Here is a 15,826-nt window from a genome sequence, read left to right on the forward strand (position 1 = left end):
AATGTCACCTGGCTCACCTTATTGAAACATCGTTTCGACTTTGATCACATTTCCATAATTAATCGAATGACGCAGAAATAAATCGCAATAAGATAAATTAAAACACCGTTTTAAAAAGCAATCATACACCCAGGCAGGTATATATGAATGAAAACAGACTGCTGGGATTGGCCTGGATATCGCCCTATATCATCGGGTTGATCGTCTTTACGGCCTTTCCCTTCGTTTCCTCGTTTTTCCTCAGTTTTACTGAGTATGACTTAATGAGTCCGCCGGTATTTAACGGGATTGAAAACTACCGTTACATGCTGACCGAGGACTCCCTGTTCTGGAAATCAATGGGCGTCACCTTTGCCTACGTATTTTTAACCATCCCGCTGAAGCTGGCCTTCGCGCTGGGGATTGCCTTTGTTCTTAACTTTAAATTACGCGGCATCGGCTTTTTCCGTACCGCCTACTACATTCCATCCATCCTGGGCAGCTCCGTTGCTATCGCCGTGCTGTGGCGCGCGCTGTTTGCCATCGACGGCCTGCTGAACAGCTTTATCGGCGTTTTCGGCCTCGATCCGGTGAACTGGCTGGGCGAGCCGTCGCTGGCGCTGATGTCCGTGACCCTGCTGCGCGTCTGGCAGTTTGGTTCCGCGATGGTGATCTTCCTCGCCGCGCTGCAAAACGTTCCGCAGTCGCAGTATGAGGCGGCGATGATCGACGGCGCGTCGAAATGGCAGATGTTTATGAAGGTGACCGTGCCGCTGATTACCCCGGTGATCTTCTTCAACTTCATCATGCAGACCACTCAGGCGTTCCAGGAGTTTACCGGCCCGTACGTCATTACCGGCGGCGGCCCGACCTACTACACCTACCTCTTCTCGCTCTACATCTACGACACCGCCTTCAAGTATTTCGACATGGGCTACGGCGCGGCGCTGGCGTGGGTACTGTTCCTGGTGGTGGCTGTCTTCGCCTCCATTGCCTTTAAGTCATCAAAATACTGGGTCTTCTACTCCGCCGATAAGGGAGGCAAAAATGGCTGACGTTCAACAAATTTCCCCGGCTGCGAGCCACGCCGAACGTGAGGTGGCCCGCACGCTGCGTCGCGAGAAGATCAGCGCGTGGATCCGCTATGTCATTTTGCTGTTTGTTGGCCTGCTGATGCTCTACCCGCTGGTGTGGATGTTCTCGGCGGCGTTCAAGCCTAACCACGAGATCTTCACCACCCTGAGCCTGTGGCCAGCCAACGCCACCTGGGACGGGTTCATTAACGGCTGGAAAACCGGTACCGAGTATAACTTCGGCCATTACATGCTGAATACATTCAAGTATGTGATCCCGAAAGTGATCCTGACCATTATCTCCTCCACCATCGTGGCCTACGGCTTTGCCCGCTTCGAGATCCCGTGGAAGAAGTTTTGGTTCGCCACGCTGATCACCACCATGCTGCTGCCAAGCACCGTGCTGCTGATCCCGCAGTACCTGATGTTCCGTGAGATGGGCATGCTCAACAGCTATATGCCGCTCTATTTGCCGCTGGCCTTTGCCACCCAGGGTTTCTTTGTCTTCATGCTGATCCAGTTTCTGCGCGGCGTACCGCGTGACATGGAAGAGGCAGCGCAGATCGACGGCTGTAACTCTGCCCAGGTGCTCTGGTACGTGGTGGTGCCGATCCTGAAGCCGGCAATTATCTCGGTGGCGCTGTTCCAGTTCATGTGGTCGATGAACGACTTTATCGGCCCGCTGATCTACGTCTACAGCGTGGATAAGTATCCGATTGCCCTGGCGCTGAAAATGTCCATCGACGTGACCGAAGGCGCGCCGTGGAACGAAATTCTGGCAATGGCGAGTATCTCCATTCTGCCGTCCATCATTGTCTTCTTCCTGGCTCAACGCTACTTCGTACAGGGCGTGACCAGCAGTGGAATTAAAGGTTAAGAGGGAAATATCATGGCTGAAGTTATTTTCAACAAGCTGGAAAAAGTGTACTCCAACGGTTTTAAAGCGGTACATGGTATCGACCTGAAGATCGCTGACGGAGAGTTTATGGTGATTGTCGGCCCGTCCGGCTGCGCCAAGTCTACGACCCTGCGCATGCTGGCCGGACTGGAGACCATCAGCGGCGGCGAAGTGCGCATCGGCGAGAAGATTGTGAACAACCTCGCGCCGAAAGAGCGCGGGATTGCGATGGTATTCCAGAACTACGCCCTCTACCCGCACATGACGGTGCGCGAGAACCTCGCCTTTGGCCTCAAGCTGAGCAAGATGCCGAAAGAGCAGATCGACAAGTACGTGGACGAAGCGGCGAAGATCCTTGAGCTGGAAGAGTTGCTGGAGCGCCTGCCGCGCCAGCTCTCAGGCGGCCAGGCTCAGCGTGTCGCGGTAGGCCGGGCGATTGTGAAGAAGCCGGACGTGTTCCTGTTTGACGAACCGCTCTCTAACCTCGACGCTAAGCTGCGCGCCTCAATGCGCATCCGTATTTCAGATCTGCATAAGCAGCTCAAAAGCTCTGGCAAACCGGCCACTACCGTCTACGTGACCCACGACCAGACCGAAGCGATGACCATGGGCGATCGCATCTGCGTGATGAAGCTGGGGCACATCATGCAGGTGGATACCCCGGATAACCTCTACCACTACCCGAAAAACATGTTCGTGGCGGGCTTTATCGGCGCGCCGGAGATGAACATCAAGCCTGGCAAGCTAATTGATAAAGCGGGCCGCCTGCATATCACCATCGGCGATGAGAGCCTGCCGCTGAACGCTCGCCAGCAGGAGAAAGTGGCCGCGTACCAGAACCAGTCGGTGTTCTTCGGCGTGCGTCCGGAATTTGTCTCCCTCTCTGATGAACCCTTTGCCGAAGGCTGCTGCTCCGGCGAGATGGTGCGCACCGAAAACATGGGCCACGAGTTCTTTGTCTACCTCAAAGTTGCCGACTATGAGCTGACCGCTCGCATACCGTCCGACGAAGCTAAACCGATGATTGAAAAGGGCCTTAACCGCAAGGTCTGGTTTACGTTTGACATGGATAAGTGTCATATCTTTGACGCGAAAACTGAACAGAACATCTCTCTCTAACTGGAGTATAAAAATGAAAAAAGTGCTTTTAAGCGCAGCAATCTCCGCCACATTAGGCCTGAGCGCCCTTCCTTCACAGGCGGCGGATAACGTTGACCTGCGTATGTCCTGGTGGGGCGGCAACGGCCGCCATCAGGTGACGCTGAAGGCGATCGAGGAGTTCCACAAGCAGCATCCGGACATTAACGTAAAATCTGAATATACCGGCTGGGACGGCCACCTCTCCCGCCTGACGACGCAGATCGCCGGTGGCACCGAGCCTGACGTGATGCAGACCAACTGGAACTGGCTGCCGATCTTCTCCAAAAACGGCGACGGGTTTTACGACCTCAACCAGGTGAAGGACGTGATCGATCTGAGCCAGTTCGATCCGAAAGAGCTGCAGTCGACCACCGTCAACGGCAAGCTGAACGGGATCCCCATCTCCGTGACCGCACGCGTCTTCTACTTTAACAATGAGACCTGGAAAAAAGCGGGCGTTGCGTACCCGAAAACCTGGGATGAGCTGAAGGCTGCGGGCAAGACCTTTGAGAGCAAGCTGGGCAAGCAGTACTACCCGGTGGTGCTGGAGCACCAGGACACCCTGGCGCTGCTGAACTCGTACATGATCCAGAAGTACAATATCCCGGCGGTGGATGAGAAGACCAAAAAATTCGCCTACAGCAAAGAGCAGTGGGTGGAGTTTTTCCAGACCTATAAAGATCTGGTCGACAACCACGTGATGCCGGATACCAAATATTACGCGTCGTTTGGTAAGAGCAACATGTATGAGATGAAGCCGTGGATCGAGGGTGAATGGGGCGGTACCTACATGTGGAACTCCACCATCACCAAATACTCCGACAACCTGAAGCCACCGGCGAAGCTGGAGCTGGGCAGCTATCCGATGCTGCCGGGCGCGACCGACGCCGGCCTGTTCTTTAAACCGGCCCAGATGCTGTCGATTGGTAAATCCACCAAGCATCCGAAAGAGGCGGCGCAGCTGATTAACTTCCTGCTGAACAGCAAAGAGGGAGCCGAGACGCTGGGTCTTGAGCGCGGCGTACCGCTGAGCAAGGCGGCGGTGGAGACCCTGACCGCGAACGGCACCATCAAAGAGGAGGATCCGTCGGTTGCCGGCCTGCGCCTGGCGCAGTCTCTGCCTGCGAAGCTGACGGTATCGCCCTACTTTGACGATCCGCAGGTGGTGGCCCAGTTTGGTACCTCGCTGCAGTACATCGACTACGGCCAGAAAACCGTGGAAGAGACTGCGGCTGACTTCCAGCGCCAGGCTGAACGTATCCTGAAACGCGCGATGCGCTAGGTTTTACAGTTGTGCCGGGTAGCGCTCCGCTTACCCGGCCTACGGTTTATACCCCGATATTTCTTAACTTCTCTCCCGCCATCAGCTTACGCTCAATATGTTCAAGGGTGACGTTCTTCGTTTCCGGGATCAGCCAGAAGGTAATGCCCACAAAGGCAATATTCAGCGCGGTATAGAGCCAGAACGTTCCCGCCGCGCCGATGGCATCAAGCAGCGTCAGGAAGGTCGCGCCGATAATCATATTCGACACCCAGTTGGTGGTGGTCGAGCAGGTAATGCCGAAGTCGCGACACTTCAGGGGCTGGATCTCCGAGCAGAGGATCCACACCACCGGCGCGGCGCTCATGGCGTATCCGGCGATACAGATCATGGTCATGCCGACAGAGAGCCAGGAGAGACCGCTCGAGGCGGTGCCGTTATCGAACTGCATCAGGCAGTAGCCCAGCACCAGCGTGCCAAAGGCCATGACGCTAAAACCGATCTTCAGCGCGGGCTTACGTCCGGCCTTATCCACCATAAAGATGGCGATAAAAGTAGCGAACATAAAGGTCAGGCCAACCACCAGGGTGGCAAGCATCTGCTGTTCGGTGGTGGTAAACCCGGCCATCTTAAAGATACGCGGGGCGTAGTACATGATGATGTTCATGCCGGTAAACTGCTGCATCGCCTGCAGCAGCATGCCGAGAAATACCGCCCGACGCACGTTCGGGTTGGCTTTAAACAGTCCCCACCCGCCCTGCTTATGCTTCAGGCTTTCGCGGATCTCGTTCAGCTCCTCCCGCGCCTTCTCGGAGGTATCGCGCAGCATGCGCAGCACCTCCTCCGCCTCAATATGTCGTCCCTTCTCCGCCAGCCAGCGCGGGCTATTTGGCAGGAAGATGACCAGCGCAATCAGGACCAGCGCTGGCAAGGCCAGCACGCCCAGCATGGCGCGCCAGTTACCGGAGTAGCTCAACGCCGTGTCAGAGAGAAAGGCCATCACGATCCCCAGCGTGACCATCAGCTGGTACATACTGATCATCTTCCCGCGCACGTTCTCGCTCGCCATCTCGGAGAGGTAGAGTGGCGCGGTATAGGAGGCGATGCCGACCGCGACGCCGAGGATCACCCTCGAGAAGATCAGCACCTCAACGTTGATGGCGAAGGCCGACCCGAGGGAGCCAGCCACGAAAAGGATCGCGCCTACCATCAGGCTGTATTTACGCCCCAGACGAAACGAGAGCCAGCCGTTAAACAGCGCCCCGATGGCCGCCCCCAGCATCATGCTGCTCACCACCCACTCCTGCTGGCGGCTGGTCAAGGTAAAGTGGTCGGTAATAAAGGGGAGCGCCCCGGCGATCACGCCGATATCCAGACCAAACAGCAGACCGGCTACGGCGGCGGAGACAGAGACAAAAAGATTCATGCGCCGCGTATCCTGCAACGCGCGCGGCAATGACGGTGCATTATGACTCAGTAAACTCATCTTTTGTTGCCTGAAGTAGTAAATCGTCTATTGAAAGTAAGAGAGGGATGGCGAAAGGTGTCAGGGGTTAACGGTCATAGATATGGATAATATTGCTATGCATATAGTTTATGTGATGGATATTCCACTTTCATAACCATATTTAATATTATCAAATTATTTTAATATCATGTTTTAGCTAATAAATAAGCAGGGAAGCGCCTTTATTTGGCATTTTGATATGGATATTTCGTTATTGAGCATATGGATTTATCTGATTTACGACGATAAAAAATCCCGCCGTGTGGCAGGATCTTGTAGGTCGGGTAAGCGCAGCGCCACCCGACACTTTTCAACGCCAGAGGTAATTAACGCGCCAGCCAGCCGCCATCTACCGCCACGGTGTAACCGTTGATGTAGTCTGAGGCGCTGGAGGCCAGGAACACCACCGGACCCATCAGATCGCTTGGCAGACCCCAGCGGCCCGCCGGGATGCGGTCGAGGATCTCAGCGCTGCGCTGCTCGTCAGCACGCAGCTGCTGGGTGTTATTAGTTGCCATGTAGCCCGGAGCGATGGCGTTCACGTTGATGTTGTGCTTCGCCCACTCGTTCGCCATCAGGCGGGTGATGCCCATCACGCCGCTTTTAGAGGCGGTGTAGGACGGTACGCGGATGCCACCCTGGAAAGAGAGCATGGAGGCGATGTTGATGATTTTGCCGCCGTTGCCCTGGGCGATAAAGTGCTTCGCCGCCGCCTGGGACATAAAGAACACGCTCTTGATGTTGAGATCCATCACGTCGTCCCAGTCTTTTTCGCTGAAGTTGATCGCGTCTTCACGACGGATCAGACCCGCGTTGTTCACCAGCACGTCGATATGGCCAAACTCGCTCACCGCGCGCTCCAGCAGCGCAGGGATGCCGTCGATCTGACGCAGGTCAGCGGTCAGGCTCAGGAAGCGACGACCCAGGGCAGTGACGCGCTCAATGGTCTCGGTCGGCTCAACGATGTTAATCCCGACGATGTCGCAGCCCGCTTCCGCCAGACCCAGCGCCATACCCTGGCCCAGGCCGGTATCACAGCCAGAGACAACCGCAACTTTACCTTCAAGAGAAAATGCATTCAGAATCATAGTGGTTCCTTAATCTATCTGCGCCTGTTCGCCAGGCAGGGTTTGCTTTGCTCTCCGCGACTAGCGCAGATCCTTAACGGCAACGTGGTCCATATCATCAAAGACCTGGTTCTCGCCTACCATCCCCCAGATGAAGGTGTAAGCGCGGGTACCGACGCCCGAATGAATAGACCAGCTCGGTGAGATCACCGCCTGTTCGTTATGCATGATGATGTGGCGCGTCTCTTGCGGCTGCCCCATCATATGGAACACGCAGGCGTCCTCATCCATATTGAAGTAGAAGTAGACCTCCATCCGACGCTCATGGGTATGGCACGGCATGGTGTTCCACAGGTTGCCCGGCTCCAGCTCGGTCAAGCCCATGCTCAGCTGGCAGGTCTCCAGCACGTCCGGCACGAAGTATTTGTTAATGGTGCGACGGTTGCTGGTGAGCGGATCGCCAAGGGTCACCGGAGCAACGTCCGCCGGTGTGACTTTTTTGGTTGGGTAAGCGGTATGTGCCGGGGCGCAGTTGTAGTAGAACTTGGCCGGTTTTGCCGGATCGACGCTGGCAAACACCACCTCTTGTGCCCCTTTGCCGACATAGAGCGCATCGCGATGGCCGATTTCGTAGCACTGGCCGTCAACGGTGATGGTGCCCGGCCCGCCGATGTTGATGGTGCCCAGTTCGCGGCGTTCAAGGAAGTAGCTGACGCCCAGCTGCTTGCCCACTTCGCCGCCAACGGCAACGGTTTTTGCCACCGGCATGATGCCGCCAACGATAATGCGGTCGATATGGCTGTACACCATGGTGTAAGCGTCCGCCTCGAATACCTGCTCAACTAAGAACTCGTCGCGCAGCCCCTGAGTATCCAGCGTCTTAGCATGCGCGCTGTGGATGCTTTGTCTGACTTCCACATTTACCTCCAAAATCGTTTTTGACCAAACGTCACATAACGGAGCGTCGAAACGCTGTTCCGTTTTGTAGTATGGCGGCCATATTATCCCGGCTAAAACGTGTTTTCAATTGCAAATAAAACATTGTTTCATTTTTTCTGCCATTTCGTTTGAAAATTGCAATTAGGATCACGATTGTTAGGCGTTGACACCTGTCTGCAGAGAGTTCTCATTCCGCAGTCCCCAGAAAAATCATTATTTAACAATGGCTTATGGAAACTTTGAATTTTGGCTATCTTGTTGATTTTTATCGTCATAAATCAAAGACGTGCGTTTTCCTCTACCTCAAACTGATCTCCGCACAACTTTTTTCTTATTAAAGTGCGTGACCAATCACACATACTGAAACGATGTTTTGATAATTTAACACCTACTTTTTAAACTCATAATCCATTCGGGTCATTACGCTAGCCGAAACATCGTGACAGGCCCTCTTAACAAGGAGATAAGTATGGCGAAAGGTATGCGGGTTAAGCTTAACTATGAAGTCAGCCGCGATCCGGACACGGGTGCGGAAGTGATCCGCTTAACGCCTCCCGAAGTCACCTGTCATCGCAACTACTTCTATCAGAAATGCTTCTTTAATGATGGCAGCCACCTGCTCTTCGCAGGCGAATTCGATGGTTACTGGAACTACTATCTGCTGAACATTGCCAAGGCCGAAGCGGTACAGCTGACCGAGGGCGCGGGCGATAATACCTTTGGCGGCTTCCTGTCACCGGATGACACTGCCCTCTACTACGTTAAAAACGACCGTACCCTGCGGGAAGTGAACCTCGAAACCCTGGCCGAGCGTGAAGTCTACCGCGTGCCGGACGAGTGGGTTGGCTACGGTACCTGGGTAGCAAACAGCGACTGCACCAAGCTGGTCGGTATCGAAATTGCCAAAAGTGACTGGACGCCGCTCAACGACTGGAAAATTTTCCACGACTTCTTCCTCAAAGGGCCTCGCTGCCGCCTGCTGCGCGTCGATTTGCAGACCGGTGAAAGCGCCACTATTCATGAAGAGAAGCTCTGGCTGGGTCATCCGATCTACCGTCCGTTTGACGACAACACCGTCGCTTTCTGTCATGAAGGCCCGCACGATCTGGTTGATGCGCGTATGTGGCTGGTGAATGAGGACGGCAGCAATATCCGTAAAGTGAAGACCCATGCCGAGGGTGAGAGCTGCACCCATGAGTTCTGGGTGCCGAACGGTTCGGCGCTGGTTTATGTCTCCTATCTGAAGGGGCAGCAGGGCCGCACCGTCTACCGCTTTGATCCGACTACCGGGGTTAACGAGGCGATCATGGCCATGCCGGCCTGTTCGCATCTGATGAGCAACTTTGACGGCACCCTGCTGGTGGGCGACGGCTCAGGCTCGCCGGTTGACGTCAATGATGCTGACGGCTACAGCATCGATAACGATCCCTATATCTATGTATTCGACGTAGCGGAGAAGCGCTACTACCGCGCAGCGCGTCACGATACCTCCTGGGCCACGGTGGCAAATAGTCGCCAGGTGACCCATCCACATCCGTCATTTACGCCGGACGACAGTGCGGTTCTGTTTAGCTCCGACAAAGACGGTAAGCCTGCGCTCTATATTGCCCGGCTTCCCGAGCAGCGTGAATGGCTACAAGCATAATTGAGTGTGTTTAGTAACTGGCCTTGCCCTCCGTATGGAGGGCCTTTTTTTATCTGTGCTATTTCATCCACGACTCTATTTCTTTTTCTTTCTATTAATATAAAGAAAAAACCCCGGCCAACTGCTCCGGGGTCTTCTCATGAGGGTTCTTTTAGAAGGTATATGCTACGCCGACACGGAAACGTGTCTGGCGCTCGTCGGTATTTCGCACGCCGACGTTACCCACTTCGCCATACGGAGACCAGTTTTTATCCCATTTATAAGCGAGCTTAACGTTATATTCGTTAGAATAGGTTTTGTTATTTTCACGAATAACGTCTTCGGTACTTTTCGCGTAGACGTAGTTCAGCTCGGTGCGCCAGTCGCCCATCGCCCAGCCTACCCAGGCATCGAATTTATTTACTTTGTTATCAACAACGTCGGAGTCCGGGTTACGGGTGTACTCATAGCGGTAGCGACCAGCGATATAGACGCCGCTGTCAAAGCTATACTGCGCATGCAGATAAGGTTTATAGATAGAGAAGGTATCTTTACTTTCAATATTAATGCCCGGGTTAAGAGCAAAATTATCTGTCGCTTTCCAGCGCCAGTTCAGGGATTCTTCGTGACCGTTGCCAACGATTTCGGTTAATGGTTGATCGGCATTGTTACCACCGGATTTCCATTTTGCTTCGACGCCAAAACCCAGGCCGTTATCAAAACGGTGAGAGACCGCCACGCGATCGGCGTTGGTGCCGTTATCAATATATTCGTGACGCAGATCGACAGTCACGGCCTGCGCAGCAAAAGAGGCACCGATAAGAGACGCAAGGATCAGAGTATTCTTCAACATAGCCACCCTCAAAATTAAAATGATGTTCCGTTTTTATGGAATTGCATTTTATTTTTTAAATAACTTTATTTTAGTGATCGGGATCGTAATTGGCTGTTTCAAAAAATTAGGAAAGTGAAGACGTGATGAATATCAACAAAGCCAGGCCTTTTGGGCTATAAATAACGACGCAGATCACAGCATCTAGCTATTAACGTCACAATTACAAATATTTTATAATAGGTCAAACTTCTTATTTATCAGTGCATTGCTGAGTTAGCTAACAAATAGTTACATACGTTATTTTATTATATTCGTATAATACTTTTCTTAAGCATTAATTTTGACGTAAAAAAGCCCGCTCTTAAGCGGGCCTCTTTAACACATAAATCAAACTCAGTTGTTAACCGGGATCACCGCGCCTTTGTACTTGGTACGGATCCACTCCTGAATCTCTTTGGAGTGCAGCACGTTCACCAGCGCGACAACGTCTTTCTTCTTCTCGTCGCCACGGTGGACGGTGATGATGTTGGCGTACGGGTTGTTCTCACCGCTCTCTACCGCAATCGGATCTTTCACCGGGTCCAGACCGGCGTCGATAGCGTAGTTGGCGTTGATCACCACCGCATCGCCTTCGTCGTTGTTATACATCTGCGGCAGCAGGGAGCCTTCTACGTTCGGCAGGAACTCCAGCTTTTTCGGGTTCTCAACGATATCGCTGATGCGCGCGTTAACTTTATTCACGCCCGGCTTCAGCTTGATCACGCCCTCTTTCTCGAAGATAGAGAGGATGCGGCCCTCTTCTGCCACGGCATCACGCATGATCACTTTGCCGCCCTGCGGCAGATCCTTCAGCGACTTGTACTTTTTAGAGTAGATACCAATCGGCTCGATGTGGATCGCGCCTGCGCTGACGAAGTCATAGGTTTTGTCGCCTTCGTGATCTTTCAGCACGCTGTTCAGGTACGGGATGTGCTGGAAGTAGTTCGCGTCGATGTCACGGCTGGCCAGCGCGGTGTTCGGCAGGATGTAGTCCTGGAACGGTTTGATCTCCAGATCGATACCCTGTTTTGCGAGGATAGGTTTAGCCTGCTCGAGAATCTCTGCGTGCGGCACGTTGGACGCGCCCACGGTCAGGGTATCAGCCCAGGAGGCGAAGCTCAGGGCGCTGAGGGTTGCTGCGGCAATCAGTGTCAGTGTCTTTTTCATGATGTTGGTTCCCAAATTGTTGTTGTGTTTAGCGTTTATCTAACAGTGAGGTAATCACGTCGCCGCAGAACTGGATGATGAAGACGATGATCAGAATGGTCACCGTCGCCACCAGCGTGACGTCGTTGTGGTTACGCTGGAATCCTTCCAGATAAGCAAGATTTCCTAAACCGCCCGCGCCGATCACACCCGCCATAGCGCTGTAGCTCACCAGAGCGATCAGCGTAACGGTGATGCCTGACACTAACGCAGGCGACGATTCAGGCAACAGCACCCGAAACACGAGCGTACTGAGGCGCGCACCCATAGAGCGCGTGGCTTCAATGACGCCTTTATCCACTTCACGCAGCGCAATCTCTACCAGACGGGCATAGAACGGCGCAGCCCCCACGATTAGCGCCGGTAGCGCGGCGTTGGCACCCAAAATGGTACCGATAAGAGTCTTGGTAAAGGGGATCAGCAGCACGATCAGAATAATGAACGGGATAGAGCGGAACACGTTCACCACGATAGAGATCACGCTGTAGAGCGGCTTGTTCTGGAACAGCCCGCCCTTAGCGGTTAAAAACAGCGCCAGCCCGAGCAGGATCCCCAGTACAAAGGTGGCTACCCCGGAGAGTGCCGTCATGTAGAGTGTCTCCTGCGTGGCAGACCAGAGCTGCTCCAGACGCAGATGCGGGAATAAATTCTCAACCATGTTTGATCACCTCGCCGTCAATATCGCTTTTCTGCAGATCTGCGAGGATATTGCCTAGTTGTTCCTGGGTTGCCACCACGTGCACCCAAAGTTGTCCAAAGACGCCGTGCGCCGTCTGGGTCATTTTGCCGTGCAGAATATTGAACGGCAGGCCGTAGCGCAGGGTCAGTTCGCCCACGATCGGCTTATGCGTGCTGTGGCCGGTAAAGGTCAGCTTGATGACGCTACCGTCCAGGTCGTTAGCCAGCTCGGGATTAAAAGTCTCCTCCTCCGCATACTGGCTCACCTGGCGCACAAACTGGCGGGTGATCGGCTGTTGCGGACGGGTAAAGACATCCAGTACGTCACCCTCTTCCACCACTCTGCCGTTCTCCATCACCGCCACGCGGTCGCAAATCTTACGTACCACGTGCATCTCATGGGTGATCAGCACGATGGTCAGCTTAAAGCGGCGGTTGATATCCAGCAGCAGATCGAGGATCTGATCGGTGGTCTGCGGATCCAGCGCCGAGGTCGCTTCGTCGCACAGCAGCACGTCCGGGCTGTTAGCCAGCGCACGGGCGATGCCGACGCGCTGCTTCTGGCCGCCGCTCAGCTGGGACGGATAGGCGTGTTCGCGCCCCGTCAGGCCGACCAGCTCAACCAGCTCCGCCACCCGGGCGGTGATTTTTGCTTTCGGCACGCCCGCGATCTGCATCGAGAAGGCGATGTTTTCATTTACCGTACGCGACCAGAGCAGGTTGAAGTGCTGGAAGACCATGCTGATCTTCAGCCGCGCCTGGCGCAGGCTCTCACCGCGCGCGGCGGAGATATCCTGACCGTTGATGGTCACGCTACCCTCGGTGGGCTTCTCCAGGCCATTGAGCAGGCGGATCAGAGTACTTTTCCCCGCGCCGCTGTAGCCGATGATGCCGTAAATTTGCCCCTGCTCAACCGTCAAGTTCACATTATCCACGGCGGTAATAGGTACCTTTCCGTGGTCAAAAATCTTAGAGATATTCCTCAGGACGATCATTTCGTTGGTGTATCCGTTATGGCGGTTTAGCAGTATGGATGTCTGAATGATGATAAACAGGCGTTATTATCTTTGAAATAACAAAAAATGAATAAGATATAACGTGCAGGTATAAGCGGCTCATACCGTGACCTGGCGTCTATAGGATTAATTCAGCAACCGTTATCGAAAAAGCGCATAAGATTAGCACTGGTTTACGGTCTGCGATAGCAAGGGTAGGCTCTAAACCTTTGTTTTGTAGGCCGGATAAGCGCAGCGCCATCCGGCGTTATATCCAGATGGCTTTCCATCCTGACGGCTAAATAGCACAGATATGCCATTTCGTTCTATTTAGCAGAGAATCATTCTTTAAAAGCTGTTTTTTGCGGCCCTATCCTCCTGCTATCGCATCTCATAACAGGTGACAAAAAATGTCCGTATTCCACTCCATTACCGACCTTATCGGCCAGACGCCGATTTTGCAGCTACACAAACTGAACACCGGCTCGTGCGAGCTTTTTCTCAAGCTGGAGAATCAGAATCCCGGCGGCTCAATAAAGGATCGCGTCGCGTTGTCGATGATTAACGAGGCCGAACGCCGGGGCCTGCTGAATCCCGGCGGCACCATTATTGAGGCTACCGCAGGCAATACCGGTCTCGGACTGGCGCTGATTGCCGCCCAGAAAGGTTACAAGCTGGTGCTGGTGGTACCGGACAAGATGAGCCAGGAGAAGATCTACCATCTGCGCGCGCTCGGCGTTCAGGTACTTATTACCCGCTCCGACGTGACCAAAGGCCACCCGGAGTATTATCAGGACTACGCCCGCCGCCTGGCGGAGGAGACGCCGGGGGCTTACTATATCGATCAGTTCTCCAACCCGGCTAACCCGCTGGCGCACGCCACCACCACCGCGCCGGAGCTGTTCGACCAGCTGGCGGGTAGGATTGACGCCGTGGTGGTAGGCGTTGGCTCCGGTGGCACGCTGGGCGGCTTGCAGGCGTGGTTTGCCAAACACTCGCCGCACACCGAGTTTGTGCTGGCCGATCCCATCGGCTCGATTCTGGCGGATCAGGTTGAGACCGGACAGCACGGCGAAGCCGGATCCTGGCGAGTAGAAGGAATTGGGGAAGACTTTATCCCTCCCCTTGCCCATCTGGAGAACGTCCGCCAGGCGTACCGGGTATCGGATGCGGAGGCCTTTGCCACTGCCCGCCAGCTGTTACAGACGGAAGGCGTGCTGGCTGGCTCCTCCACCGGCACGCTGCTGGCCGCCGCCCTGCGCTACTGCCAGAACCAGACCACGCCAAAGCGGGTGGTGACCTTTGCCTGCGACAGCGGCAACAAGTACCTCTCCCGCATGTTTAACGATGAGTGGCTACAACAGCAGGGCTTGCAGGATGATGACCAGCCCGCGCCCGCCACACCGGTTAGCGCGCTGGCGACCCTCAGCGTGCACAGCGGCGCCTTTAACGACCAGCACGGGGCGGTGATGCCGCCTATCTATGCCACCTCGACCTTTGCCCAGCCCGCGCCAGGCCAGCACACCGGCTACGAGTACTCCCGCAGCGGCAATCCGACGCGCCATGCCCTGGAGAGCGCCATCGCCGAGCTGGAGAGCGGCACGCGCGGCTACGCCTTCGCCTCCGGCCTGGCGGCGATCTCAACCGTGCTGGAGCTGCTGGATAAAGATAGCCATATCGTCGCGATTGACGACGTTTACGGTGGCACCTACCGCCTGATTGAGAACGTGCGCCGTCGCAGCACCGGGCTACAGGTAAGCTGGGTGAAGCCGGACGATCTTGCCGGGCTGGAGGCCGCCATCCGGCCGGATACGCGGATGATCTGGGTAGAGACGCCCACCAACCCGCTGCTTAAGCTGGCGGACCTGGCGGCTATCGCTGAGATCGCCCGCCGTCACAACGTTATTAGCGTGGCGGATAACACCTTCGCCTCGCCGCTGATCCACCGCCCGCTGACGCTGGGCTTTGATATCGTGGTGCACTCGGCCACCAAATACCTCAACGGCCACTCCGACGTGGTAGCCGGGCTGGCGGTGGTGGGCGATCGCCCGGCGCTGGCAGAGAAGCTGGGCTACCTGCAAAACGCGGTGGGCGGCGTGCTCGATCCGTTCAGCAGCTTCCTGACCCTACGCGGGATCCGCACCCTCGCCCTGCGCATCGAGCGTCACAGCAGCAACGCCCTGACGCTGGCTCGCTGGCTTGAGCAGCAGCCGCAGGTGGAGAAAGTGTGGTTCCCGTGGCTGACGTCGCATCCGCAGTATGCTTTGGCGCGCCAGCAGATGGCTCTGCCCGGAGGCATGATCTCCATCGTGATCAAAGGTGACGATCAGCGTGCGGCAGAGGTCATTAGCAAACTGAAGCTGTTTACCCTCGCCGAGAGCCTTGGCGGCGTCGAGAGCCTGGTGAGCCAGCCGTTCAGCATGACCCACGCTTCGATCCCGCTGGCGCAGCGCCTGGCGAACGGCATTACGCCGCAGCTGATCCGCCTGTCGGTGGGCATTGAGGATGAGCAGGATCTGCTGGCAGACCTCAAGCAGGCTTTGGCCTGATACCGACGCGCGCCCAGCGATTGCGACTATGCTTAG

At 55.1% G+C, this 15,826-nt stretch carries 13 protein-coding genes and 1 pseudogene; 7 read left to right on the top strand and 7 right to left on the bottom strand.

What is annotated here, in order from left to right:
* Window positions 1-143: 143 nt before the first annotated feature.
* Genes RTP97_RS10020 through RTP97_RS10035 form a run of 4 tightly spaced genes read left to right on the top strand, consistent with a single transcriptional unit; the run spans window position 144 to window position 4,372 of the window.
* Window positions 144-1,034, top strand: coding sequence for a carbohydrate ABC transporter permease (locus tag RTP97_RS10020; protein ID WP_042387955.1), 891 nt, complete (start codon window positions 144-146; stop codon window positions 1,032-1,034).
* Entirely contained in the window at window positions 1,027-1,929 is a 903-nt protein-coding gene (locus tag RTP97_RS10025; protein WP_312413157.1) for a carbohydrate ABC transporter permease, read from the top strand. Before RTP97_RS10020 ends, RTP97_RS10025 begins: the two co-directional genes overlap by 8 nt.
* 12 nt (window positions 1,930-1,941) lie before the next feature.
* Window positions 1,942-3,069, top strand: a complete 1,128-nt coding sequence (locus RTP97_RS10030; RefSeq protein ID WP_312413159.1) for an ABC transporter ATP-binding protein — start codon at window positions 1,942-1,944, stop codon at window positions 3,067-3,069.
* Between the two features lie 13 nt (window positions 3,070-3,082).
* Entirely contained in the window at window positions 3,083-4,372 is a 1,290-nt protein-coding gene (locus tag RTP97_RS10035; protein ID WP_312413162.1) for an ABC transporter substrate-binding protein, read from the top strand.
* Between the two features lie 46 nt (window positions 4,373-4,418).
* Here RTP97_RS10035 and RTP97_RS10040 read toward each other — a convergent pair whose 3' ends face one another.
* The 3 genes from RTP97_RS10040 to kduI form a co-directional block, all read right to left on the bottom strand.
* A complete protein-coding gene (locus tag RTP97_RS10040; protein ID WP_312212876.1) occupies window positions 4,419-5,837 on the bottom strand; it encodes a sugar porter family MFS transporter in 1,419 nt (472 codons plus the stop codon).
* A gap of 347 nt (window positions 5,838-6,184) precedes the next feature.
* On the bottom strand, window positions 6,185-6,946 hold the full coding sequence (gene kduD, locus RTP97_RS10045) for a 2-dehydro-3-deoxy-D-gluconate 5-dehydrogenase KduD (RefSeq protein ID WP_042387961.1): 762 nt from the start codon (window positions 6,944-6,946) through the stop codon (window positions 6,185-6,187).
* A 60-nt stretch (window positions 6,947-7,006) separates the two neighbouring features.
* The gene (gene kduI / locus RTP97_RS10050; RefSeq protein ID WP_312227825.1) at window positions 7,007-7,843 is read right to left on the bottom strand and encodes a 5-dehydro-4-deoxy-D-glucuronate isomerase; all 837 of its coding nucleotides are present in this window, start codon (window positions 7,841-7,843) and stop codon (window positions 7,007-7,009) included.
* Window positions 7,844-8,333: 490 nt separating this feature from the next.
* On the opposite strand from kduI, the gene RTP97_RS10055 reads away from it, so the two are divergent.
* Complete coding sequence (locus RTP97_RS10055) at window positions 8,334-9,509, top strand: oligogalacturonate lyase family protein (RefSeq protein WP_312413166.1); 1,176 nt, start codon at window positions 8,334-8,336, stop codon at window positions 9,507-9,509.
* Window positions 9,510-9,660: 151 nt separating this feature from the next.
* Here RTP97_RS10055 and RTP97_RS10060 read toward each other — a convergent pair whose 3' ends face one another.
* The 4 genes from RTP97_RS10060 to RTP97_RS10075 all read right to left on the bottom strand — a co-directional run bounded on the left by RTP97_RS10060 (window position 9,661) and on the right by RTP97_RS10075 (window position 13,241).
* Window positions 9,661-10,341 carry an oligogalacturonate-specific porin KdgM family protein gene (locus RTP97_RS10060; protein WP_312413169.1) on the bottom strand — a complete coding sequence of 227 codons (681 nt, stop codon included), beginning with the start codon at window positions 10,339-10,341 and terminating at the stop codon, window positions 9,661-9,663.
* A 375-nt stretch (window positions 10,342-10,716) separates the two neighbouring features.
* Complete coding sequence (locus RTP97_RS10065; protein WP_222888758.1) at window positions 10,717-11,529, bottom strand: MetQ/NlpA family ABC transporter substrate-binding protein; 813 nt, start codon at window positions 11,527-11,529, stop codon at window positions 10,717-10,719.
* A 28-nt stretch (window positions 11,530-11,557) separates the two neighbouring features.
* Window positions 11,558-12,226, bottom strand: coding sequence for a methionine ABC transporter permease (locus tag RTP97_RS10070; protein WP_312413173.1), 669 nt, complete (start codon window positions 12,224-12,226; stop codon window positions 11,558-11,560).
* Window positions 12,219-13,241 carry an ATP-binding cassette domain-containing protein gene (locus RTP97_RS10075; protein ID WP_312413174.1) on the bottom strand — a complete coding sequence of 341 codons (1,023 nt, stop codon included), beginning with the start codon at window positions 13,239-13,241 and terminating at the stop codon, window positions 12,219-12,221. Before RTP97_RS10075 ends, RTP97_RS10070 begins: the two co-directional genes overlap by 8 nt.
* A gap of 410 nt (window positions 13,242-13,651) precedes the next feature.
* On the opposite strand from RTP97_RS10075, the pseudogene RTP97_RS10080 reads away from it, so the two are divergent.
* Both RTP97_RS10080 and RTP97_RS10085 read left to right on the top strand, forming a co-directional pair.
* Window positions 13,652-14,614, top strand: a pseudogene (locus RTP97_RS10080) (PLP-dependent cysteine synthase family protein); the annotation flags it as partial.
* Window positions 14,612-15,790 carry a PLP-dependent aspartate aminotransferase family protein gene (locus tag RTP97_RS10085; RefSeq protein ID WP_312413234.1) on the top strand — a complete coding sequence of 393 codons (1,179 nt, stop codon included), beginning with the start codon at window positions 14,612-14,614 and terminating at the stop codon, window positions 15,788-15,790. The pseudogene RTP97_RS10080 and the gene RTP97_RS10085, both read left to right, overlap by 3 nt.
* Window positions 15,791-15,826 lie beyond the last annotated feature (36 nt).

The organism is Pseudescherichia sp., assembly GCF_031998825.1.
GTDB lineage: Bacteria > Pseudomonadota > Gammaproteobacteria > Enterobacterales > Enterobacteriaceae > Pseudescherichia.